Annotated in this window: 21 protein-coding genes; 5 read left to right on the top strand and 16 right to left on the bottom strand. The window is 70.0% G+C overall.

Going from position 1 to position 21,400, the window contains the following annotated elements:
* Positions 1-123: 123 nt before the first annotated feature.
* The 4 genes from ACOCEP_RS39475 to hisD all read right to left on the bottom strand — a co-directional run bounded on the left by ACOCEP_RS39475 (position 124) and on the right by hisD (position 3,432).
* Positions 124-279 (bottom strand): hypothetical protein, encoded by a 156-nt coding sequence (locus ACOCEP_RS39475; protein ID WP_016335988.1) that lies wholly within the window; start codon positions 277-279, stop codon positions 124-126.
* 134 nt (positions 280-413) lie between these two features.
* A complete protein-coding gene (gene hisB, locus ACOCEP_RS39480) occupies positions 414-1,013 on the bottom strand; it encodes an imidazoleglycerol-phosphate dehydratase HisB (protein WP_005155296.1) in 600 nt (199 codons plus the stop codon).
* A complete protein-coding gene (locus tag ACOCEP_RS39485) occupies positions 1,010-2,110 on the bottom strand; it encodes a histidinol-phosphate transaminase (RefSeq protein ID WP_482335039.1) in 1,101 nt (366 codons plus the stop codon). Before ACOCEP_RS39485 ends, hisB begins: the two co-directional genes overlap by 4 nt.
* On the bottom strand, positions 2,107-3,432 hold the full coding sequence (gene hisD, locus ACOCEP_RS39490; protein WP_482335040.1) for a histidinol dehydrogenase: 1,326 nt from the start codon (positions 3,430-3,432) through the stop codon (positions 2,107-2,109). The genes ACOCEP_RS39485 and hisD overlap by 4 nt, the downstream gene beginning before the upstream one ends.
* Positions 3,433-3,516: 84 nt before the next feature.
* Here hisD and ACOCEP_RS39495 point away from each other — a divergent pair, with 84 nt between their 5' ends.
* A complete protein-coding gene (locus ACOCEP_RS39495; protein WP_482339905.1) occupies positions 3,517-4,311 on the top strand; it encodes a carbon-nitrogen hydrolase family protein in 795 nt (264 codons plus the stop codon).
* Here ACOCEP_RS39495 and ACOCEP_RS39500 read toward each other — a convergent pair.
* Positions 4,259-4,747 (bottom strand): Lrp/AsnC family transcriptional regulator, encoded by a 489-nt coding sequence (locus ACOCEP_RS39500; protein WP_482335041.1) that lies wholly within the window; start codon positions 4,745-4,747, stop codon positions 4,259-4,261. The genes ACOCEP_RS39495 and ACOCEP_RS39500 overlap by 53 nt on opposite strands.
* 68 nt (positions 4,748-4,815) lie before the next feature.
* Here ACOCEP_RS39500 and ACOCEP_RS39505 point away from each other — a divergent pair, with 68 nt between their 5' ends.
* Positions 4,816-5,718 carry an SMP-30/gluconolactonase/LRE family protein gene (locus ACOCEP_RS39505; RefSeq protein WP_482335042.1) on the top strand — a complete coding sequence of 301 codons (903 nt, stop codon included), beginning with the start codon at positions 4,816-4,818 and terminating at the stop codon, positions 5,716-5,718.
* Between the two features lie 54 nt (positions 5,719-5,772).
* On the opposite strand, the gene ACOCEP_RS39510 is transcribed toward ACOCEP_RS39505, so the two are convergent.
* From ACOCEP_RS39510 to eccB, 3 genes are read right to left on the bottom strand one after another with little or no spacing between them, the layout of a single operon-like run.
* The gene (locus ACOCEP_RS39510) at positions 5,773-6,429 is read right to left on the bottom strand and encodes a response regulator (RefSeq protein ID WP_482335043.1); all 657 of its coding nucleotides are present in this window, start codon (positions 6,427-6,429) and stop codon (positions 5,773-5,775) included.
* A complete protein-coding gene (locus tag ACOCEP_RS39515; RefSeq protein WP_482335044.1) occupies positions 6,426-7,148 on the bottom strand; it encodes a response regulator in 723 nt (240 codons plus the stop codon). The genes ACOCEP_RS39510 and ACOCEP_RS39515 overlap by 4 nt, the downstream gene beginning before the upstream one ends.
* Before the next feature lie 14 nt (positions 7,149-7,162).
* Positions 7,163-8,587 (bottom strand): type VII secretion protein EccB, encoded by a 1,425-nt coding sequence (eccB, locus tag ACOCEP_RS39520; protein ID WP_482335045.1) that lies wholly within the window; start codon positions 8,585-8,587, stop codon positions 7,163-7,165.
* 146 nt (positions 8,588-8,733) lie between these two features.
* On the opposite strand from eccB, the gene ACOCEP_RS39525 reads away from it, so the two are divergent.
* Positions 8,734-9,807, top strand: coding sequence for a type VII secretion protein EccE (locus ACOCEP_RS39525; RefSeq protein WP_482335046.1), 1,074 nt, complete (start codon positions 8,734-8,736; stop codon positions 9,805-9,807).
* Between the two features lie 150 nt (positions 9,808-9,957).
* On the opposite strand, the gene eccD is transcribed toward ACOCEP_RS39525, so the two are convergent.
* Genes eccD through ACOCEP_RS39555 form a run of 6 tightly spaced genes read right to left on the bottom strand, consistent with a single transcriptional unit; the run spans position 9,958 to position 15,395 of the window.
* Positions 9,958-11,334, bottom strand: a complete 1,377-nt coding sequence (gene eccD, locus ACOCEP_RS39530) for a type VII secretion integral membrane protein EccD (RefSeq protein ID WP_482335047.1) — start codon at positions 11,332-11,334, stop codon at positions 9,958-9,960.
* Positions 11,331-11,660 (bottom strand): YbaB/EbfC family nucleoid-associated protein, encoded by a 330-nt coding sequence (locus ACOCEP_RS39535; protein WP_016336001.1) that lies wholly within the window; start codon positions 11,658-11,660, stop codon positions 11,331-11,333. The genes eccD and ACOCEP_RS39535 overlap by 4 nt, the downstream gene beginning before the upstream one ends.
* Entirely contained in the window at positions 11,657-12,175 is a 519-nt protein-coding gene (locus tag ACOCEP_RS39540) for a hypothetical protein (RefSeq protein ID WP_482335048.1), read from the bottom strand. The genes ACOCEP_RS39535 and ACOCEP_RS39540 overlap by 4 nt, the downstream gene beginning before the upstream one ends.
* Positions 12,176-12,180: 5 nt before the next feature.
* On the bottom strand, positions 12,181-13,530 hold the full coding sequence (locus ACOCEP_RS39545) for a WXG100 family type VII secretion target (RefSeq protein ID WP_482335049.1): 1,350 nt from the start codon (positions 13,528-13,530) through the stop codon (positions 12,181-12,183).
* A gap of 17 nt (positions 13,531-13,547) precedes the next feature.
* Positions 13,548-14,594, bottom strand: coding sequence for a hypothetical protein (locus ACOCEP_RS39550; RefSeq protein WP_482335050.1), 1,047 nt, complete (start codon positions 14,592-14,594; stop codon positions 13,548-13,550).
* Positions 14,595-14,615: 21 nt separating this feature from the next.
* Positions 14,616-15,395 carry a WXG100 family type VII secretion target gene (locus ACOCEP_RS39555; protein WP_482335051.1) on the bottom strand — a complete coding sequence of 260 codons (780 nt, stop codon included), beginning with the start codon at positions 15,393-15,395 and terminating at the stop codon, positions 14,616-14,618.
* A gap of 152 nt (positions 15,396-15,547) precedes the next feature.
* Between ACOCEP_RS39555 and eccCa the strand changes: the two genes are divergently transcribed.
* Together eccCa and ACOCEP_RS39565 are read left to right on the top strand one after the other, a co-directional pair.
* Positions 15,548-19,489, top strand: a complete 3,942-nt coding sequence (gene eccCa, locus ACOCEP_RS39560; protein WP_482335052.1) for a type VII secretion protein EccCa — start codon at positions 15,548-15,550, stop codon at positions 19,487-19,489.
* Between the two features lie 9 nt (positions 19,490-19,498).
* Positions 19,499-20,467 carry a serine hydrolase domain-containing protein gene (locus ACOCEP_RS39565; protein ID WP_482335053.1) on the top strand — a complete coding sequence of 323 codons (969 nt, stop codon included), beginning with the start codon at positions 19,499-19,501 and terminating at the stop codon, positions 20,465-20,467.
* 53 nt (positions 20,468-20,520) lie between these two features.
* Here the strand turns inward: ACOCEP_RS39565 and ACOCEP_RS39570 are convergent, their stop codons facing one another.
* On the bottom strand, positions 20,521-21,063 hold the full coding sequence (locus ACOCEP_RS39570) for a GNAT family N-acetyltransferase (RefSeq protein ID WP_482335054.1): 543 nt from the start codon (positions 21,061-21,063) through the stop codon (positions 20,521-20,523).
* Positions 21,064-21,132: 69 nt separating this feature from the next.
* Positions 21,133-21,279, bottom strand: a complete 147-nt coding sequence (locus ACOCEP_RS39575) for a hypothetical protein (RefSeq protein ID WP_482335055.1) — start codon at positions 21,277-21,279, stop codon at positions 21,133-21,135.
* Between the last annotated feature and the right edge of the window lie 121 nt (positions 21,280-21,400).

A 21,400-nucleotide genomic window follows, 5' to 3' on the forward strand; every position in this document is an offset into this window, starting at 1 on the left:
AAGCCACTTTCGCAACGTTGAAGGTTGCGAAAGTGGCTTTCGCAACGCCGGCGAAGACGGGCTGCCCCCATGAGTACGTGAAGGGAACTTCACGTACTCCGGTCCAAAGAAGCCAGGCGGCGGTCAGGCCAGCCAGGCGATGGCGCCACCGATGGCCAGCAGCGCGCCGATCCCCAGCACGACGGCCATGAACTTGACGCTCTTCCAGGTCGCGTAGACGCCGCCGATCAGGAAGCCGCCGAGCGCGAACAGCAGCACAGCGATGGTCGTGTTACTCACGACCGCCACCCTGCCACACGCCCGCATGCCGGACCGCGCCGGGCTCGCACCTTGCCACCCCACCGGACGCGTTTCGTCCTCTAAATGCGGTAGTTGCACGCGCAAGTACCGCAATTAGAGGACGAAACGCGGGGTTAGAGGACGCCCTTCGTCGACGGGATGCCGCCCGCCCGCGGGTCCGGCTCGGTGGCGGCCCGCAGCGCCCGCGCGACGGCCTTGTACTCGGCCTCCGCGATGTGGTGCGGGTCCCGGCCGTGCAGCACCCGCACGTGCAACGCGATCTGCGCGTGGAACGACAGCGAGTCGAACACGTGCCGCGTCAGCACGAACGGGTAGTTCCCGCCGATGGTGAAGCTGTTGAACTGTTCCGGCTCGCCGAGGTGCACGCAGTACGGCCGCCCGGAGACGTCGATCGCGGCGTGCGCGAGGGTCTCGTCCATCGGGATCCACGCGTCGCCGAACCGGCGGATACCGCTCTTGTCGCCGAGCGCCTGCCGCAGCGCCTGGCCGAGCACGATCGCGGTGTCCTCGACGGTGTGGTGCGCGTCGATGTGCACGTCACCGGTCGCCTGCACCTTGAGGTCGAGCGAGCCGTGCACGCCGAACGCGGTGAGCATGTGGTCGTAGAACGGGACACCGGTGTCGATCTCCACCTGACCCGTGCCGTCCAGGTCGAGCTGGACCGAAATGGACGATTCCCTGGTGGTGCGATCCACCTTGCCGACGCGACTCATCGCGGCACCTCCTTGCTGGCCTCGAGAAAGGCGTCGTTCTCTTCCGGCGTCCCGATGGTCACCCGAAGGTGCCCTTCGATGCCGACGTCCCTGATCAGCACGCCGTTGTCCAAATAGGACTTCCAGGTCGCGGGCGCGTCCGCGAACCGTCCGAAGAGGACGAAGTTCGCGTCGCTCGGGACCGGGGTGAATCCCAAGCCCAGCAACGCTTCCACCACGCGGTCGCGTTCGGCCGCGAGTTTGGCGACCGAGGCGAGGGTGGCGTCCGCGTGCCGCAGCGCGGCGCGCGCGGCGGCCTGCGTGAGCTTCGAGAGGTGGTACGGCAGGCGCACCAGCTGCAGCGCGTCGACGATCGCGGGCGCCGCCGCCAGATACCCGAGCCGCCCGCCCGCGAAGGCGAACGCCTTGCTCATCGTGCGCGACACGATCAGCTTCGCCGGGTACTCCTCGAGAAGCTCGACGGCGCTCGGCTGCGACGAGAACTCCGCGTACGCCTCGTCGACCACCACGATCCCCGGCGCCGCTTCGAGCAGCCCGCGCAACTCGTCGAACGGGATCGACCCGCCGGTCGGATTGTTCGGGCTGGTCACGAACACGATGTCCGGACGGCGGTCGCGCACCAGCGCGGCGGCCTTCTCGGTGTCGAGCGTGAAATCGTCGCGGCGCGGCACCGGCAGCCAGTCGGTGCGGGTGCCCGCCGAGATGATCGGGTGCATCGAGTACGACGGCTCGAAGCCCAGCGCCGACCGGCCGGGACCGCCGAAGGCCTGCAGGATCTGCTGCAGGATCTCGTTGGACCCGTTGGCGGCCCACACGTTCGACTCCGACACCAGCACGCCGGTGGACACCGCGAGGTAGTCCGCGAGGTCCTGGCGCAGCGCGACGGCGTCGCGATCCGGGTAGCGGTGCAGCGAAGCGGCCTCGGCGCGAACGGCCTCGGCGACGTCGGCCACCAGCGCGTCCGGCGGCGGGTACGGGTTTTCGTTGGTGTTGAGCCGGATCGGCACGTCCAGCTGCGGTGCGCCGTACGGGGTCTTGCCCCGCAGGTCCTCCCGCAGCGGGAGCGCGTCGAGCGTGATCTCCTCCCCGATGCTCATGCCCGCTCCCCCTCGAACCGCGCCGTGATGGCTTCGCCGTGCGCGGGAAGGTCTTCGGCGTTCGCCAGCGCCACGACGCGGCCGGCGATCTCGCGCAACGCGTCCTGGCTGTAGTCGACGACGTGCACGCCCTTGAGGAAGCTCTGCACCGAGAGCCCGGACGAGTGCCGCGCGAATCCGCCGGTGGGCAGGACGTGGTTCGATCCGGCGCAGTAGTCGCCGAGCGAGACCGGCGCGTACGCCCCGACGAAGATCGCGCCGGCGTTGCGCACGCGGGCCGCCACCGACGGCGCGTCCGCGGTCTGGATCTCCAGGTGTTCCGCGGCGTACGCGTCCACGACCCGGACCCCGTCGTCCACAGTGGACACCAGGATGATGCCGGACTGCTTGCCGCCCAAGGCCTCCGTCACCCGCTCGGAGTGCTTGGTCGCGGCGACGCGGCCGGTGAGCTCCTTGTCGACGGCGTCCGCGAGCTCCTCGGACGTGGTGACCAGCACACTCGCGGCGAGCGGGTCGTGCTCGGCCTGGCTGATCAGGTCGGCGGCGACGTGCACCGGGTCGGCGGTCTCGTCGGCGAGAATGGCGATCTCGGTCGGGCCAGCCTCGGAGTCGATGCCGATGATGCCGCGCAGCAGCCGCTTGGCCGCGGTGAGGTAGATGTTGCCGGGACCGGTGACGACGTCGACCGGCTCCAGCGTCGCGCCGTCGGTGTCGGTGCCGCCGTACGCGAGCAGCGCGACGGCCTGCGCGCCGCCGACGGCCCAGACCTCGTCGACGCCGAGCAGTTCGGCGGCGGCCAGGATCGTCGGGTGCGGGAGCCCGCCGAACGCGGCCTGCGGGGGCGAGCACAGCACGAGCGTGCCGACGCCGGCGATCTGCGCCGGGACGACGTTCATCACCACCGTCGAGGGGTACACCGCGAGCCCGCCCGGCGCGTACAGCCCGACGCGCTCCACCGGGATCCAGCGCTCGGTGACGGTGCCGCCGTCGACGACCTCGGTCGTGACGTCCTGACGACGCTGATCGCCGTGGACCTTGCGGGCGCGGACGATGGACTCCTCCAGCGCCTCCCGGACCGCCGGGTCCAGGTTCGCGAGCGCGCCGGTGAGCTCCGCGGCGGCCACGCGGACGCCGCCGGGACGGACCTTGTCGAACTTCTCGGTGTACTCGAGAACCGCCTCGACGCCGCGATCGCGGACCGCCTCGACCACCGGCCGTACGTGATGCAGCGCCGCGTCCACGTCGTACTCGGCACGCGGGAGCGTGCGCCTGAGTTCGGCAACGGACGGGACCTGTCCACGCAGGTCGGTACGGTTCAGCATGGGTCAAGGGTACGAGGTGGCCGGATCGCCCCGAGCAGGCACACTGGGGTGGTGACCAGCGATCCCACGATGAGGGAGGCCTCCGTGCCGCGAATCGGGTTGTGCCAGCTCACGGCCGCCGAGGATCCCGAGACGAACCTGAAGCTGATTCGCGAGGGCGTGACGGCCGCGGCGGCCGAGGGCGCCCGGGTCGTCGTGTTCCCCGAGGCGGCGATGGCGCGGTTCGGGATCCCGCTCGGGCCCGTCGCGCAACCCTTGGACGGACCGTGGGCGTCCACTGTGGCCGCGCTCGCCGAGGAGCACGGCGTCGTGGTCGTCGCGGGCATGTTCACGCCGTCGCCCGACGGGCGCGTGAGCAACACGCTGCTCGTCACCGGCGCCGGGCATCACTTCGGCTACGACAAGATCCATCTGTACGACGCGTTCGGGTTCGCCGAGTCCGACACGGTCGCACCGGGCACCACGCCCGCCACCTTCGAGATCGACGGCGTGACCTTCGGCGTCGCGACCTGTTACGACATCCGCTTCCCCGAACTGTTCCGGAAGCTGGCCGGCGACGGCGCCGACATCGTTCTCGTACCGACGTCCTGGGGCGCGGGCGAGGGCAAACGCGAGCAGTGGGAGGTGCTGGTGCGCGCCCGCGCGCTCGACTCCGGCTGCTGGGTGCTGGGCTGCGGGCAGGCCGACCCGGCCACGACCTCGACGCCGGTGAATCCGAAGGCGCCGACCGGGATCGGCTACTCCACGGTGTCCGACGGTTTCGGCCGCGTCCACACGCAGCTGGGCGCCGGGCCGGAACTGGTGGTCGTCGACGTGGATCCCGCGGTCAGCGGGAAGGCGCGGGCGGCGACGGGCGTCCTGGCGAACCGTCGCCTGTAGCGTTCACCGAGCGCTCGAAGAAGGACTCGAGCACCACGATCGTCTGCGTCCCGGTGACGCCTTCGATGGCGTACAGCCTGCGCAGGGACGCCTGCAGTTCCTCGGTGGTCGGCGTGCGCACCTTCACCAGCAGCGAGGCCGGGCCCGCGATGATGTGCGCCTCGACGACCTCGGGCAAGGCCTCCAGCGCGGCCTTGGTCGGCGCGTCGCCCATCCACGAGCCCGCCTCCACCAGCACGTACGCCATCACGCCCCGGCCGACCGCCGCCGGGTCGACGTCGACGGTCGTGCGCCGGATGACGCCTTGTTCGCGGAGTTTGCGGACCCGCTCGTGCGCTGCGCCCGCGGACAGGCCGACCGCCTTTCCGAGCGCGGCGTACGCCTGAGTCGCGTCCTGCTGCAACGCGGTGAGCAACATGCGATCCACGTCATCCATGGGTTGACCATATCAAGTTCGGCGGTTCATGATGATCGCAATATCTCATTCGGAACACTGGGGTTTCCATGGACATGGTCAAGGCACACTTCGAAGTCCTCGACGAGCGGTTCGCCCGCGTCAACGGGGACGAGTGGATGCAGCGGCTGCACACCGGCTGCCGGTGGACCGAGGGGCCCGCCTACTTCCCCGCCGGGCGGTACCTGGTGTTCAGCGACATCCCGAACGACCGGGTCCTGCGCTGGGACGAGACCACCGGCGCGGTCGGCGTGTTCCGCGAGCCCGCCGGATTCCACAACGGGCACACCGTCGACCGGCAGGGCAGGCTCGTCAGCTGCGAACAGGGCGGCCGCCGGGTGACGCGCACCGAGCACGACGGCACGACCACCGTGCTCGCGGAGACCTATCAGGGCAAGAGGTTCAACAGCCCCAACGACGTCGTCGAATCCTCCGACGGCGCGATCTGGTTCACCGACCCGAGTTACGGCATCGACAGCGACTACGAGGGCCACCAGGCGGAGAGCGAGATCGGCGCCTGCCACGTCTACCGGGTCGATCCGGATGGTTCCGTACGGATCGTCGCGGATGATTTCTCGCGCCCGAACGGCCTGGCGTTCTCACTCGACGAGTCGCTGCTCTACATCGCGGACACGCGGCAGAAACCCAGCCACATCAGGGTTTTCTCGGTGGACGAGGGACGGCTTTCCGGTGGCGAGATCTTCGCGACCTGCGACGCCGGCGGTTTCGACGGCGTGCGCGTGGACGCCGCGGGCCGGGTCTGGGCCGCAGCGCACGACGGCCTGCACTGCTTCGCGCCCGACGGCACGCGGATCGGGAAGCTGCGCGTGCCGGAGGTGTGTTCGAACCTGACCTTCGGCGGGCCGCGGCGGAACGATCTGTTCATCACCGCGTCCAGTTCGGTCTACACGCTGCGGGTGAACTTTCTCGGGCCCCCGCGTTTAGTCCTCTAAATGCGGTAGTTGCGCTCGGCAACTACCGCATTTAGAGGACTAAACGCGGGGGGTTCAGCGCAGCAGGCCTTCCCGGATCGCGACGCGCACGAATCCGGCACGCCGCCGTTCCCCGGTCTTGTCCCGGATCCGGTCGAGATAGGACCGCACGGTCCGCACGCTGATGTTCAGGATCTCCGCCACGTCGACGTCCCGTTCGCCCGCCGCGACCAGCCGCAGGACCTGCTTCTCCCGCTCGGACAGGACGATCTTGGGCCCGGCGTGGCGGTCTTCGCTGTCCTGGATGATCATCCCGGCCAGTGTCGGCGAAACGTACGCGTTGTCCTCGGCGATGGTGCGGATGGCGCGCAGGAGTTCGTCGCCGTCGACGTCCTTGGACAGGAAACCCTTGGCCCCGGCCTGCATCGCGCCCAGCACCTCGGGCTGCTCGGCGTGCGCGGACACCACGAGCACCTTGTGCCCCATCTGTCCCACCTCGAGCACGGCGGCCGCGTCCTGGACGCCGCGCAGCTTGAGGTCGAGAACGACGACGCTGCCCGCGGGCTGATCCTGGACGGCGAACCGCGCGACGGAGTCGGCGACGGCGCCCAGCGCGATGTCGGGCGCTTCGGTGAGGACACGCGCGACGGCGTCCCGGTACAGCGGATGATCTTCGATCACCCCGACGTTGATCGGCGTGGTGCGTTTCGGCTGCTGCTCGTCTGCGTTCACCGGCGTCCTTCGAATCCGCCCGCGTCGGCGCGGGGCGCGACCGGCCGCGAGGGGCCGGGCACCTCCGGCGGAGACGCGAGCCCGAGCTGGATGGCCTTGCGGACCAGACCGGCCCGCCTTCTCTCTCCGAGTTTGTCACGGATCCGGTCCAGATAACCACGGACCGTCCGAACTCCGATGCCCAGGATGCGGGCGATGTCGACGTCGCGTTCGCCGGCCGCGACCAGCCGCAGGACCTGCTTCTCCCGGGCGGAGAGCGCGACGTCCGGAGCCGGCGCGGGACGGTCGGCGTTGTCCTTGATGATCATCCCTGCCACCACCGCGGAAACGTAGGCCCGGCCACGCGCGACCGTCCTGATCGCGGTCAGCAGTTCCTCGACGTCGACGTCCTTGGACAGGAATCCCTTGGCACCGGCGGCGATCGCGCCGAGCACCTGTTCGGGTTCGGCCTGCGCGGACACCACGAGCACGTGATGTCCCAGTTCGGCCACCTGGAGCACGGCGGCCGCCCCGGCGATCCCCGGCAGGCCGAGGTCGAGCAGCACCACGCTGCCGGGCGGCTGAGGATGCACGTGGAACCGGGCGACCGAATCGACCACGGCGCCCAGTTCGATCCCTTCGGCCTCGGTGAGGACCCGGACCACGGCGTGCCGGTACAGCGGATGGTCTTCGATCACCGCGACGTCGACGCGGTCGGTCTCCGGCCTGTCTTCGGTCATCTGCACGTTCCCGATCACCCCGTCCCACCCGCCGCGGACACCGCACGACCCGCTTGCGCCGGATCCAGCGCGGGACCGCGCGGAACCAGTGCCAGCAATCCATTCGGAACGGGCTGCCGTTCGGCTTGGCCGTACCCGAGGGAAGCGAGTGCCTCAGTGCTCGCGACCGGGTACTTCAGGCCCGTGTCGGTGACGACGTAGACCGTGCCGGAACCGGATTCCGCCACCACCGCGCCGCCGGACGGAGGCACGAAGACGGCGTCGGCGACGAGCGCGTCCGTGCGCGCCGTCACCGGGATCGCCTTCGCACCTTGCGGCAACGGGACCTGTGCGGAGATAACGATTCGAGAACCCTGCGCGCATAACGTCACGGATTGTCCGGTAACGGGCGCTTTTCGCGGGATCCGGTCCGGATACTCGGCGGGATCGGCCCCGCCCGTCCTCGCCGAGGCGACCTTCGGCACCGCGGCGACGTCGGCCGCGCGCACCGCGACGGGCGCCGGGACACCGTTGTAGGCGGCCGCGTTCTCCGGTGTGTTGATCAGCAGGCTCGCCTCGGTCTGGCCGATCGGCTGGAGCCCTTCGGCACGGACGAGGTAGTAGGACGTCGCGTCGTTGGGTGACGCCATCGCGTCGACGACGCCGAGCACCGAACCGATCTTCGTCGCGGTGCCGCCGACCTTCGGACCGGGCCGCCCGGCGTCGTCGACCGCGCGGTAGGCCAGATCGCGTCCGGCGGCGACGGTGCCGATCCACCGGGAGGACACCGCGATCACCGGATACGTGTCGAACTGCAGCGCCGTGGCGGCTTCCGGGGTGAGCTTGTAGCGGCGCCCCGCCGTCACGAGGTAGCGCTCGCCGTCGGGGACACGCACCACGACGGCCTGATCCCTCGGCAGGTCGACCCCGGCGGCGGGCGCGCCGAGGAGCACCGTCGTCTCCGGTTCGGCCGAAGCGGGCGCGTCCTGTGTGGTCCGCGAGCAGCTCGTCCACGGCGTGTTCACGAGCGCGGCCGCCGCGGGCAGCGAATCGGGGGCGCCGGGAATGCCGATCTGCGAACCTCGCGGCGCCTTCGCGAGTTTGTCCGATGGGACGGTCACAGTGGCCTCGCCGTTGCCGCCCGCCATCAGCCGCGCGGAGGCGTAGTTGAGCACGGGGTGCAGCGCGCCGTCCTGGCCGAGGATGTAGCGCGCGCCGGTGCCCTCTTCGACGATCACTTTGCCGCCCGCCAGCCAGTCCTTGCCGCCGGAGGGGTTCAGCAGGCCGATCACGCCGAACACCGCGGTGACCAGCAACGCGACGCCGAGGCCGCACAGGGTTCCGATGACGAGCCTTCTGCTCGGGGCGACCGGATGGTTGGCGTCAGCCGAGACCAGTGCCGAAACCAGTCTCCTGCGGAGGAATTGGTAGGCCTGGATCTGGTCCCGCTGCGTCCACACGCTCCCGTCCCCCGCCGCTCTTGCCCACCCGTTCGAGGGTGCTCACGTTAGGTTCCGGCCAGGTTCGCGGTGAGGGTATTTTTTACGCCCCTCCCCCGCGCGGGGCGGGGCTACCGTCGTGCGCGTGCACGGAGGAGGGGAATTCCTTGTCGGTTGAAGCCCCGGCCCGCCCGGTCCCGGAAGCCGCGCCCGCGCGCGGGGTCGCGGGCGCGGCGCCACTGCCCTGGCTGCTGCCGATCCGGCCGCTTCAGGCGGCGCTCTGGGAGATCGCCGGGATCGCGATCCTGCTGGCCCTCACCGTCGACGGGATCCCCGAAGCCGCGTGGATCAGCATCGTCGCGGTCGCCGGCGTCCTCGTGCTGACGACTTCGGTCCGCTTCGCCGGACGCCACGCCGCGGGCTGGGCGCTCACCTGGGCCGCTTACCGGCTGAAGCGCCGCGACAAACACGAAGTCCCCGATCCGCTGCACCGGCTCGCCGGCCCCGTCCGGGTGCGCCAGCACGTCGACCGCGCGGGCAACCGCTTCGGGGTCGCCGAGGTCGGCGACGGGTGGAGCGCCATCGTGCGGCTCACCCCCGGCACCGTGGCACCGTCGCCGGACACTCTCGTCGGCCTCCTGCGGGAGGCGTACACGAGCACCGGGATCCCTTTGTCCAGCGCGCAACTGCTGACCTGGACCGTCCCCAATGGACAGTCCTTGCTGCGGGTCCGCTGGCTGACCGTCCGCTACCGGCCCGAGGACGCGCCGATCGCCGCGCTCGCCAGAGGCGGCGGAGAACTCGGCGCGCTGCGCAGCACCGCCTGCGCGGCGCTGTCGCTGATGGGCACGCTGGCCGAAGCCGGGTTCGAGAGCACCGTGCTCGAAGCCGGTGAGGTGACGGAAAATCTGCGCGTCGCGCTCGGCAGCGGACAGGACGCGCCGGTGGACGGCTGGCGTTCCTGGGAGTGGGGCGGGGCGTCGCAGGTCTGCTACCGGCCCCGGTCGGAGCGGGAACTCGCGCGGACACTGGATCTTCACGTCCCCGGCTCGGCGTTCACCGCGACTTCGTACACGGTGTACCGCTCACCCGGCGGACGCGAGAAGACCGAAGTGACCATCCGGGTGGGCGGGCGGCCGGGCGCGGAACCGGTGCGCCCGACCGGGATCGCGGTGACCCCGCTGCACGGACGGCACGCGGCGTCGGTCCGGCGGACCCTGCCGCTGGCGCTGGAGACCTGAGGGGGCGGTCCGTGGAGGGCTCCTTCCTTCTCTGAGGGTAGGGAAGGAGTCCTTCACGGACGTAACGCGTTTCGTCCTCTAAATGCGGTAGTTGCGTGGCGCAAGTACCGCATCCAGAGGACGAAACGCGGGCAGGGAGGGCGGGAGAGATCAGCCCCGCACGGCCTCGTAGACACCGGCGATCATGCCGACGAACGGGACCAGCGAGAGCAGCACGAGGAACTCGACGATATCGAGAGTCCTTGCCCAGTAAGGGGAACGACGTCCCTTCGCGACACGTGTCGCGTAGGTGAGACAGACGCCCGCCGCGACGACGACGGCACAGCCCGCGGCGAACACGAACGACCGCGGACCACCGGCGGCGAGCCAGAACGCGGCCGCCGCCAGGGCCGCCGCGCCGAACCCGATGAGCACCACCCGCTGCGAACGGCCGGCGAAGGCGCGCGAGCGCAACATCAGCGCCAGCCCCAGCAGCGCGCTCAAACCGGCTTCCCAAGCCCCTCCCGAAGACGACAGGACCACCGACGCCGAAACCACGACGAGTCCGAGCGCGACCAGCAGCCCGGTCAGCAGAGCCTGCGCGTACGTCGTGCCGCCGACCATGTCCTCGCCGAGCGAAGGGTTCTCGTCGGCTCGGAAGGCGTCCATGTCGTCGGGCACCCGCGGCAGCGGCAGCCTGCCGAGCCGCAGCGCCATCATCGGCGCGACCGCCGCCAGCGCCGTCGCCACCACCGCGACCACGGCGGCCGCCGAAACGGGGCGGACGTCGGCCAGCAGGACGATGGCGGTGGTGATCGCGCCGAGCCCGGCCGCCACCGTCACCGCGACGAACCACGGCAACCGGTCCGCCACCGAAACGGCCGCGATCACGCCGTAGACGGTCACCACAGCGAGCCCGGCGGCCAGCGGCCCGGCCGACAGGGAGAACAGCGGATGCGGCGGCAGGATCGACATCCCCGCCAGCAGCGCCGCGCCGACCCCGGCGAGCGCGCCGGCGGCACCGGCCTCCGCGTCGCCGTACGCGCGGCTCAACGCGCCGCCACCCAGCACCAGCACCAGCGCGAGCAGCCCGGTCCCGATCGGCGCCAGCACACTGCCGGACGCCGCGGCCTGCACCAGCAGACCCCCGGCGAGCAGCAGCACCACGGACGCGACGATGCCCGCCTTGCGCGCCACCGACGGCCCCCACCGCCCGGTACCCGACTCGGCGACACTGGCGATCGAGTCGACGACGTCGTCGAACAGCAGCGGGCCCCGCGGGCGTTCCCGCGGGGTCAGATGGAGGACTTCGCCGTCGCGCACCTGCGCCGCGGCGACCGTGAGCCCGAGCGCGAGCGGAGCACCGCCGAGCCGGGACAGCACCCAGCCGGGATGCTCGGCCGACGCCTGCCCCGAAGCACCCGCGAGCCGCACGAGCTGCGGGACGAGTTCGGCGAACGTGCTCTGCTGCGGCAGCGCCACGTCGACGCGCGCCCGCGGTGTCACCACGGTGACGCGCCTGGTGGAGCCCGCGATCGCGGCCGTCATGCTTCGATCGACTTGGCGGATTCGATGACCGGGGCGAACTTGGCGCTGCTGGCCTCGGCCAGTTTCTGCAGCCCGTTGTTGACCGCCTCCAGCACGATCTCCGAGAGATTGCGCGCGTCGTACTGCCGCACCGCTCGCGGGTCGATGTCGATCGAGGTGAACCGGCCGTCACCGCGCAGCACGACGGTGACCTCGTTCTGTCGCGAGTGCGCCTTGACCTCCATCGCCTCGACCGAACGCTGGATGCGCTGCACCTCTTCGGTCTGCTTGCGGACCTGGTCCAGCAGCTCGTCCATGTCCGGCATGGCGTAGGGGTCGGTGGTCACGAGTCTTCTCCTTCATCTGCGGTGAAATCCCGCCGGACGTGGACACTGCCCACGAACCGCCGGAAGTCGTCGCCGAGGCCACGGGCCGCCTCGGGCGTCGCGGTACAGGCGATTTCGAGGATCAGCCGCTCGGCCGGCGTCGCCCCCGGCACGGTCAGCAGCACCTGCGTCTGTACGAGATCCTGTCCTTCGCCGGTGCGGACGCGCAGCACCTGCGTCACCCCCGGCGCGATCCCGGTGCCGATCACCTTGCGCCGCACCACTTCGAGCGCGGCCATGGTCCGGCCGAGCCGTTCGACGGCCTCGTCGGCGATACCGGTGATCTCCGCCTGGTCGGGCCGTTGCCCGATGCTCAGGGTGATGTTCGGGGTGAACTCCGCGTCCGTCCCGGAGCGCACCGCCACGAAGACCGCGCCGTCGGCGCCGACGGACGCCGGCTCGACCGGCGTCCAGCCCTCGGGGATGTCGAACCCGAGCGGAAGGGAGACCCGGTCCTGCGTCATCGTTTCGCTCATCCCCGTCACCACGTGCCCACGTAGGTGATCGCGTCGTCCCATGCCTCGCCGACGGCGTCCGCCGCCTGGACCGCCGCACCGCTGACCGCGTCGACGGCCGCGCCGCCGTACTCGCCGACGGTGTCCGCGATCTTCGGCAGGTCGATGTCGATCTTCGCGCCGATCCCGGCACCGAGGCCGAGCGCGACACCGGCCTTGAAGTTGACCTTGATGTGCCCTGCGTCGTAAACGGCCTGGCCGTCGAGCTGCGCGCCGAGTCCATATTGGAGGGTGCCGCTCGCGCCGACGCCCACCCCGGCCACGTCCGCCGCGAGCTCGCCTTCGATCTTGCCGCCCACGAAGGCGTTGGCGTGGACGCCGACGCCGTGCGCGCCCGCCTGCAGCGAGCCGTTCACCTCACCGCCGACGAACGCGGTGCCCTTGGCACTGGCCGAAGCGACGCCCCATTCCTTCTTGCCTTCGAGTTCTTCCTTGAAGGCGGCCAATTCGGCGTGGCCGGACGCCTTGAAGTCCCAGCCCTGTGTGGAGATCTTGGCGTCCCACCCCGGGGTGAAGCCGTCCTGCTCCTGCTTCCACTTGGCGTAGGTGATCTCGGTGTTGCCCCAGGCCTTTTCGCCGAGGGTCTCCGGCTTCGGCCTGCCGAACGGGGTGTCGCCCGCCCTCGGAGCGCGTGTGCCTTCGAGACCGTCCCAGGTGAGCTTCTTCCAGCCGGAGTTGCCGAACCACGACGGATGCGAACGCGGGCGCTTGCGACCGTCGAGCGCTTCGCCGTTGAGCCAGTACAACGGGCCGCGGCCCCATTTGCCGAGCTCGTGCTCGATCCGGCCGGTGCCCTCCGGAGGGAACAGCCGCGCGAGTTCCTCGCTCAGTTCGTCGGCGATCTCCTGTGCCGCCTGCGCGGCCCGTTCGCCGAGCTGACGGGCGGCGGAGATGAAGGCGTCGACCGCGTTCGCGTTCGCCGTCCGCGCCTGGCTGGTGAGCTGCGCGGCGTACTGGTCGAACTGGGCGAGGATCGAGTCCACACACGACTTCGCGCCCTGCAGGGCCTGCGCTCCGGCCCGCAGCCGGTTCGACTGGTCGCTCAGTTTCGCGCCGAGCTCACCGAGTTCCTGGCACAGCTTCGCGGCGGAGACGGAGAACGCCGTGTAGGCGTCGCCCTCCCAAGACGCGTTGAGGGCCTTCGACGCCTTGCCGATCTCGTCCGCCCGGCCGGAAACCGTCGACGCCCGGTCGCCGCATCGCTGGCCGGCCGCGGTCAGCGCCGAAGGATCACCGGTGACCCTCCGCTGGTACTCGACCACGAGCCGCCGGTAATTCGACAGGATCGAGCTGACGACGCCCGAAGCGTCGACCACACCGCTCCCCCACACGGCTACCTGCCCTTCGCCGGTGAGTCAGCGACAGCGTTGTCTACGTCAATGTCGATGTGCTGCTCGAAGTGCTTACCGCCGTAGTTCATGTCGATGTCGATATCGATGTCCTGGCCGCCCGGCGCCTGCACGGTGGACTTGCCGGTGCTCAGATCGGTGGTGATGGTGACCGTGTTGCCGTTGCCCACGCCCGGCAGGGAGCCTCCGGAAGAACCCGCGCCGCCACCGGAGGGTCTGTCCACCGGGATCCACGCGTCGGCACCACCGGGCCAGTTGCCCTGGGAACCGTTGCCGCCCAAGGCCGGCGGCCGGTACTGGGTGAACGGCGGCGTCTCGCCCGGCGTCGAACCACCGCCCGCGCCGCCACCGGAACCGCCGATCGCGGCCTGTCCCGAACCGCTGGCGACCGAGCCCGGCGCCTGCGGGTTGGTGACCGGGGTGCCCGAGACCGCCGAGTTGCCCGCCGCGCCGTTGTCCCCGGCGGCGTCGTGCCCGAACAGTTTCTGGACCTCGCCGATGATGGTGGCGATCTGGGTGATCTGGTTGGCGAGGTCGACCACGCCGAGCGCCTTCAGCAGCGCGCCGATCGCGGTGATGAACGCGCGCAGCGAAGCACTGGTGGCGGTGGAAAGCGCGACGGCGGCGCCGTAGGTCCACGGATTCGACATCAGGCCCGCGACCGTCGGGTTCACCGCCGAGACCACCGCCTTGTACGCGGTCTGCGCGGTCTTGATGAGTGTTCCCGCGATGCCGAGCAGCTCGGCGCCCTTCTGCACGACCTGGATGATCTTGGTCAGCGAGTTCAGGGAGTCGGTGATCTTCTTCAGCGCGGAGTCCGACGCGCCGCCGGACCAGATCTTGCCCAGCTGCTCGGCGGCCTTCGTCACCTCGTTGTACATGGTGAGGAACTCGTTGGCCTTCTTGAGCACCTCGAGGACGTGCTTCGCGATCTGCTCCGGCTGGCCGGTGAGGATCTGCGGCAGAATGGTGATCGGCCCGCCCGAGGACGCCGTGGCGTCCATCGCGCTGGAATTGGGGTAAGTCAGCATGGTCGCTCCTCAGGCCGGAAGTCAGACGGAAGCCGGGCGGTAGACACTGACCTTCGCCAGGCCGTCGATGTCCGCGTCGACGATTCCGTGGTTGTAGAGCAGCCCGCCCTCTCCGGCGATGGCGATGATCGGCTTGCTGTCGGAGAACAGGAGCGGTTCCACCACGACGACGTCGCCGCTGTGCACCCCGCCCGGCACGTCGCCGAAGTTGCGCGCCGTACCGGCGTAGACCTCGATGACCCCGACCCGCGCCTGGTTGTCGGCGTCCCCGGCCAGCCAGTCGTTGAAATCCGAGACGCCGTGGAACCGGGTGTCGGTGATCGGGTGGTCGCCGAGCTGACCCAGCCGCGCGTCCCCCAGGTAGCGCAGCACGTTGCCGACCGACGACGGCTCGCCCTGTCCGCCGGCGCTGTCGTTGATGGCCAGGGTCGCCAGTTCGGAGGCGTGCGAGTTGCCCCAGATCGACGACGACGTCGAACCCGCGCCGCCACCGGGACGGCCGCCGTAACCACCCGCGACCGCCTCGTCGGCGGCCTGGTAGGCGTCGGCACTGCTCTTGATGAAGCCGTTGATCTGCTGCAGCAGCTGCAGGAGCGTCCGGACCGCGACCACCTGCTGGCTCTGCATGGCCGTGTTGGCGGCCGCCACCGCGCTGCCGAACGTGGCGAACGACATCGGCTGGAGGACGGTGCGTTCGAGGTCGGCGACGACGTTGATGCCCTGCATGATGATGCCGCCCAGGTTCCCGACCGCCGAGCGCATGGCCTCGGGCTCCGCCCGGTACTCGCCCGTGCCGACCATGGCTCTCCTTTTCTCGTTCCCCCACGTCTGCGTGACCAGCAGCGTAAGTTCGCCACCAGACGTGAGCGGACGGCAAAAGTACCCACCGCGACGGCGGCACGAGTGGCCAGAATGATCGGCAGGATTACCCACAAGCGGCCAGAAAGACCCTGATGAGCGCCACTCGCGACCGCCTGCCGGCCCTGGGCGAGCAGCCCGGTGAAATCGTCCTGCAGTCCCCGCCGATGCTGCCGAAGGGCTCCTCGGGCGGAGCCATGCAGCTGCTGATGTTCATGCCGATGATGCTGGGCATGGGCGCCATGTCGTTCGTCTACATCGGACGCGACGGCGGGGTGATGACCTACATCTTCGGCGCGCTGTTCCTCACCGCGATGGTGGGCATGGTCGTGATGTCGCTCGGCCGCGGCGGCGCGCAGAAGAAGGCGCAGATCAACGAGGAGCGCCGGGACTACCAGCGGTATCTGACCGGTTTGCGCGGCCAGGTCCGCGACATCGCGGACAACCAGCGCGCGGCGATGACGGCGCTGCAACCCGATCCGGCGGATCTGTGGGCCTGCGTCGAAACGGGCAGGCTGTGGGATCGCCGCCGGTCCGACGCGCAGTTCGGGCAGGTGCGGATCGGAACGGGGCCGCAGCGGCTGGCGACCCCGTTGAAGGCGCCGCAGACCGTGCCGCTGGAAGACCTCGACCCGGTGTGCTCGACGAACCTCAAGCACTTCATCCGCACCTATTCGACGGTCGACGGGCTCCCGGTCGCGGTCTCGCTGCGATCGTTCGCGCAGGTCAGCCTGTCCGGCCGCCGCCCGGACACGCTCGGGACCGCGCGGGCACTGCTGACCCAGCTCGCGACCTTCCACTCGCCCGGGGACCTGCGGATCGCCTTGTGCGTCAAGGACGACCGGTTGCACGACTGGGAATGGGCGAAGTGGCTGCCGCACGTCGCCTCCACCGCCGCCGACGCCGCCGGTCCGCGGCGGCTCGTCGACTCCGGCGCCGGGAAGCTCGCCGAACTCCTCGGCCCCGACCTCGGCGACCGGCCCGCGTTCACCCGGCGGCCGGACGCCCGGCTGGACCTGCCGCACGTCGTCGTGATCGTGGACGGCGGGCACACCCACGGCGACACACGGCTCGTCGCCGAGGAGGGCAAGCTCGGTGTCACCGTGATCGAGATCGGCACGGAGCAGCCGCGGTCGGTCTCGTCGGAACGGCTGTTGAGCCTGCACATGAGCCCGGAGCAGCTCGGGATGGTCGTCGGCGACGGGACGGAGCAACGGCTCGGGTTCCTAGGCAAGCCGGACACCTTGGACCGCGGGGCCGCCGAAGCGCTGTCCCGCATGCTGACGCCGCTGTTCCAGGGCGCGGCGGTGGTCAGCGAGGCGCCGATGTCGGCGACGTTCGGGCTGGCCGGGCTGCTCGGCATCGGCGATCCGCGCGACACCGACACCGAGGTCACCTGGGCGCCGCGGTCCGCGCGGGACCGGCTGCGCATCCCGCTGGGCGTGAATCCCGAGGGCAGGCCGGTCGATCTCGACCTGAAGGAATCGGCCGAAGGCGGGATGGGGCCGCACGGCCTGGTCATCGGCGCGACCGGATCCGGTAAGAGCGAGCTGCTGCGGACGCTGGTCACCGCGCTCGCGGTCACGCATTCGTCGGAGAAGCTGAACCTCGCGCTGATCGACTTCAAGGGTGGCGCGACGTTCGCCGGGATGACCGGGCTGCCGCACACCTGCGCCGTCATCACCAACCTGTCCGACGACCTCGCGCTGGTCGACCGCATGGCGGACGCGCTGAACGGCGAACTGCTGCGGCGTCAGGAACTCCTGCACGCGGCCGGGAACTACGCGTCCGTGCGGGACTACGAAAAGGCCAGGGAGTCGGGCGCCAACCTGCGGCCGTTGCCGTCGCTGCTGGTGATCATCGACGAATTCAGCGAGCTCTTGTCCTCGCGGCCGGAGTTCATCGACCTGTTCGTCGCGATCGGGCGGCTGGGGCGGAGCCTCGGAATCCACCTGCTGCTGGCCTCGCAACGCCTCGAAGAAGGGCGGCTGCGCGGGCTGGACTCGCACCTGTCCTACCGGATCGGCCTGCGGACGTTCTCCGCGTCGGAGAGCCGCGCGGTGCTCGGTGTCGCCGACGCCTACCAGCTGCCGCCCGTGCCGGGTTCGGCGTATCTGAAGTCCGACAACGACACGCTCATCCGGCTCAAGGCCGCGTACGTCTCCGGGGAGCTGCCGCCGCGCAGCAAGATCGTGCGCAAGGACGGCCGGAGTCTCGGACTGATGCCGTTCACACTGGCGCCGGTGGAGATCCCGGTGACCGTCGAAGCCGAGGAGCCGGTCGAGAAGGGCACCGGCGAGACGATCATCGGCGCGATGATCTCGCGGATCGAAGGCAAAGGCCCGGAGGCGCACCAGATCTGGCTTCCGCCACTGGCCGAACCGCCCACACTGGACCAGCTGCTGCCGCCGCTCGGCGAAGACCCCGAACGCGGTCTGTGCCCGCTGGGCTGGGGCGGGAACGGCAAGCTGATGATCCCGGTCGCGTTGGTGGACAAGCCCTTCGAACAGCGGCGTGACATGCTGTGGGCCGATTTCTCCGGTGCCGCCGGGCACGCGCTGATCGTCGGGGCGCCGCAGAGCGGCAAGAGCACGCTGATGCGCGACATCGCCGCGATGCTCGCGCTGACCCACACACCGGAAGAGGTCCAGCTGTTCGTGCTGGACATGGGCGGTGGCGCGCTGGCGCCGATCGCCGGGCTGCCGCACGTGTCCGGCTACGCGACCCGGCGCGACGCCCAGCGGTGCCGCCGGGTGGTGGCGGAGCTGACGACCCTGCTCGAACAGCGTGAGGAGTTCTTCGCCGCCAACGGGATCGAGTCGATCACGACGTTCCGCCAGCGGCGTTCGGAATACCAGGAAAGCACCGAGGGGCGCGAATTCGGCGACGTCTTCCTGTTCGTGGACAACTGGACCACCATCCGCCAGGAATACGAGCAGCTGGAGGAACAGATCACCAGCCTGGCCTCGCGCGGGCTCGGTTTCGGCATCCACGTCGTCGTCTCGATCAACCAGTGGATGGGGATGCGGGCGACGCTGCGCGACGCCATCGGCACCAAGTTCGAGCTGCGGCTCGGTGAACCTGCGGACTCGCTGATCGACCGCAAGATCGCGCAGAACGTCCCCGCGGACAGGCCGGGCCGAGGGCTGACGGCGGACAAGCTCCACTTCCTCGCGGCGCTGCCGCGGATCGACTCGGACCAGCGCCCGGACACCATCGGCGCCGGCGGCCTGGACCTGAACCGCCGGATTTCGGCCGCCTGGACCCGGGCGGCGGCGCCGCAGGTCCGGCTGCTGCCTCCCGAGGTCCCGCTGGACTCGCTGGAAGCCGGGCCGCGCAAGCAGGTCACGCTCGGCATCGCGGAATCGAACCTGCGGCCGGTGTATCTCGACTTCGCCACCGAACCGCACTTCCTGGCCTTCGGTGACGTGGAGTCGGGCAAGAGCTCGCTCCTGCGCGCGATCGCGCAAGGCATCGTGGCGAAGTACTCGGCGGAAGAGGCCGCGATCGTCGTCGCCGATTACCGGCGAGGGATGCTGGGCGCGGTGCCGGATTCGCATCTGCTCGGCTACGCGGGTTCCGAAACCGTGCTGACCGGGCTGATCGAGCAGTGCCAGCAGGCCATGCGGAACCGTCTGCCCGGCGCGGACGTGACGCCGGAGCAGTTGCGGAACCGGTCTTGGTGGCGCGGTCCGGAACTGTTCGTGCTCGTCGACGACTACGAGATGGTCGCGACCGTCGGCCGGAACCCGTTGCAGCCGCTGCTGGAATTCCTTCCGCAGGCGCGGGACATCGGGCTCCACCTCGTCATCGCGCGCGGGAGCGGCGGTGCCGGGCGATCCCTGTTCGAACCTGTGCTGCAACGGATCCGGGAGCTGGGCTCCCCCGGTCTCGTGATGTCCGGGTCGCGGGACGAAGGGGCGCTGCTCGGAGACGTGAAGCCGGGGCCGCAGCCCGCCGGGCGGGGTGTGCTGGTGTCGCGGCGGCACGGGACCGGGCTGGTGCAGGTGGCGTGGACGAAGCCGGTGGAGGACTAGTCTCGGGGCATGGCACTGGACCTGCCCGCCGTCCGCGCCGCCGCGGCGGCACAGGCCGAGCGCGTCACGCCGGGTATCGGCGACATGAGCGCGTATCTGGCGAGCCAGGTGAAGGAACGTTCGCACCGTGAGGTGCTGGGGCCGCTGTGGCCGGCGTCCGGCGCCAGTGGAGTGATCCTTCACAGCGGCGAGCGCATCGCCGCGTGGGGTGATCCCGATACGCCGGAAATGGCCTTCAGCGTCACGAAAAGCGTCGTGTCGACGGTCGCCGGTATCGCCTTCGACCGGGGGCTGATCTCCGATCCGCACCGGCCGGTGGCCGACACTCTCGACCTGCCGGAGCTGGCCGGGACGTCGATCACCTGGCATCACCTGTTGCAGCAGACCAGTGAATGGGACGGTGAGCTCTGGGGCAAACCGTCCTGGCTGGACGGCCCTCGCCGCGTCGGTACGCCGGGCTCGGCCTGGGAGTACAACGACGTTCGTGTCAACCTTCTTTGCCTGGCCCTCACCCACCTTTTCGGCCGAGCGTTGCCTTCGGTGCTGGACGAGCACGTCCTCGGCCCGCTCGGCGCGTCGGATACGTGGTCCTGGCACGGCTATCGCGACTCGGTGACCATCATCGACGGCGAGACCGTCCCGGTGGTCAGCGGTGGCGCCCACTGGGGAGGCGGATTGCGGATCTCCGCCAGGGATCTCGCGCTGCTCGGCCTGCTCTATCTCGACGGCCGGTTGCTCAGCGGAAGCTGGATCGAACGCAGTTGGACCCCCTGTCCCTGGAATACCGACTACGGCTATCTCTGGTGGCTCGGCCCGTTCCCGTCCACGCCGTCGACCGGTCGTGCCGCGCGCGGTAACGTCGATCAGCACTTGTTGTGGGTCGACCCTGATCGTGATCTCGTCATCGTTTCCCGGTGGGGACAACGGGTCGAGGAACTCGTGCGCGCTGTTTCGGAGGCCGTTCCTGCCGTGAGGTGAACGATTCTCGGGTCACTTCTGCCTTGTCTCCCTTGAGCCTCACGCTGGAGCGCTCATGGCGTTCCGGGACGATGCTCTGAGCGGAGCAGACCGTAGACGAGCACGTCGAGATACTCGCCGTGGTAGAAGGACCTGCCGCGCATGACCCCTTCCCGGCGGAACCCCAGCCGTTCGAGGGCTTTCTGCTCGCCGAGATTACCGCCGTTGGTGAGGGCTTCGATTCTGTTCGCGGTCGTGCGGCCGAACAGGTAGTCCACGAGCAGCCTCTGCGCCGCCGTGCCCACCCCCTGCCCACGATGCTCGGGCAGCACCCCCACGCCGATCTCGTAGGTGACCCCCGCGGGGAAGCCGCGGGGCTTCCAGCTGACGATACCGACAACCGTGTCGTCGGCCCGCGCGATCGCGACCGCCGACGACTCGGCGGAGATGTACCCGTCGGTCTCCCATCGCTTGCGGCGTGTCCTCGGATCACCGAATCCGGGCCACTCGAACTCGCCGAGCGCATCGGGATCCGTGCAGAGGCGGTCGAGAAAGGCGAGGTCGGCCTCGGTGAACGCCCTCAAGTGGACTTTGTCCGGGTGGTTCGCTGGAGTCATGAAGACCAGTATCGCGCCCGGAACACTGCCTGTCAGGCAGTGAGCACTTCCCGCCCTGGAGCTTGTCGGTCACCAGGTGCTGAATGTGGCGAGGCTCCTGATCGACGAGCGGCCGGCCGAGCCGACTTTTGGGAAGGCGATTTGATCGTCGGCGACGATCGATCGCAGATCGCGACCTTGCCATGCCGACGCGATGAGCGGCCACAGGTAGTTCACGTGACCACTGGCATGCCGATGCATTTGCGATCCGCGGTCGCTTGACAAGCGGCGGCGACCCCACTGGATTGTCTACCCCGCAGGAACTGACCTACCTGGTATTCGCAGGACGAACTCAACG

The organism is Amycolatopsis sp. CA-211722 (assembly GCF_056828465.1).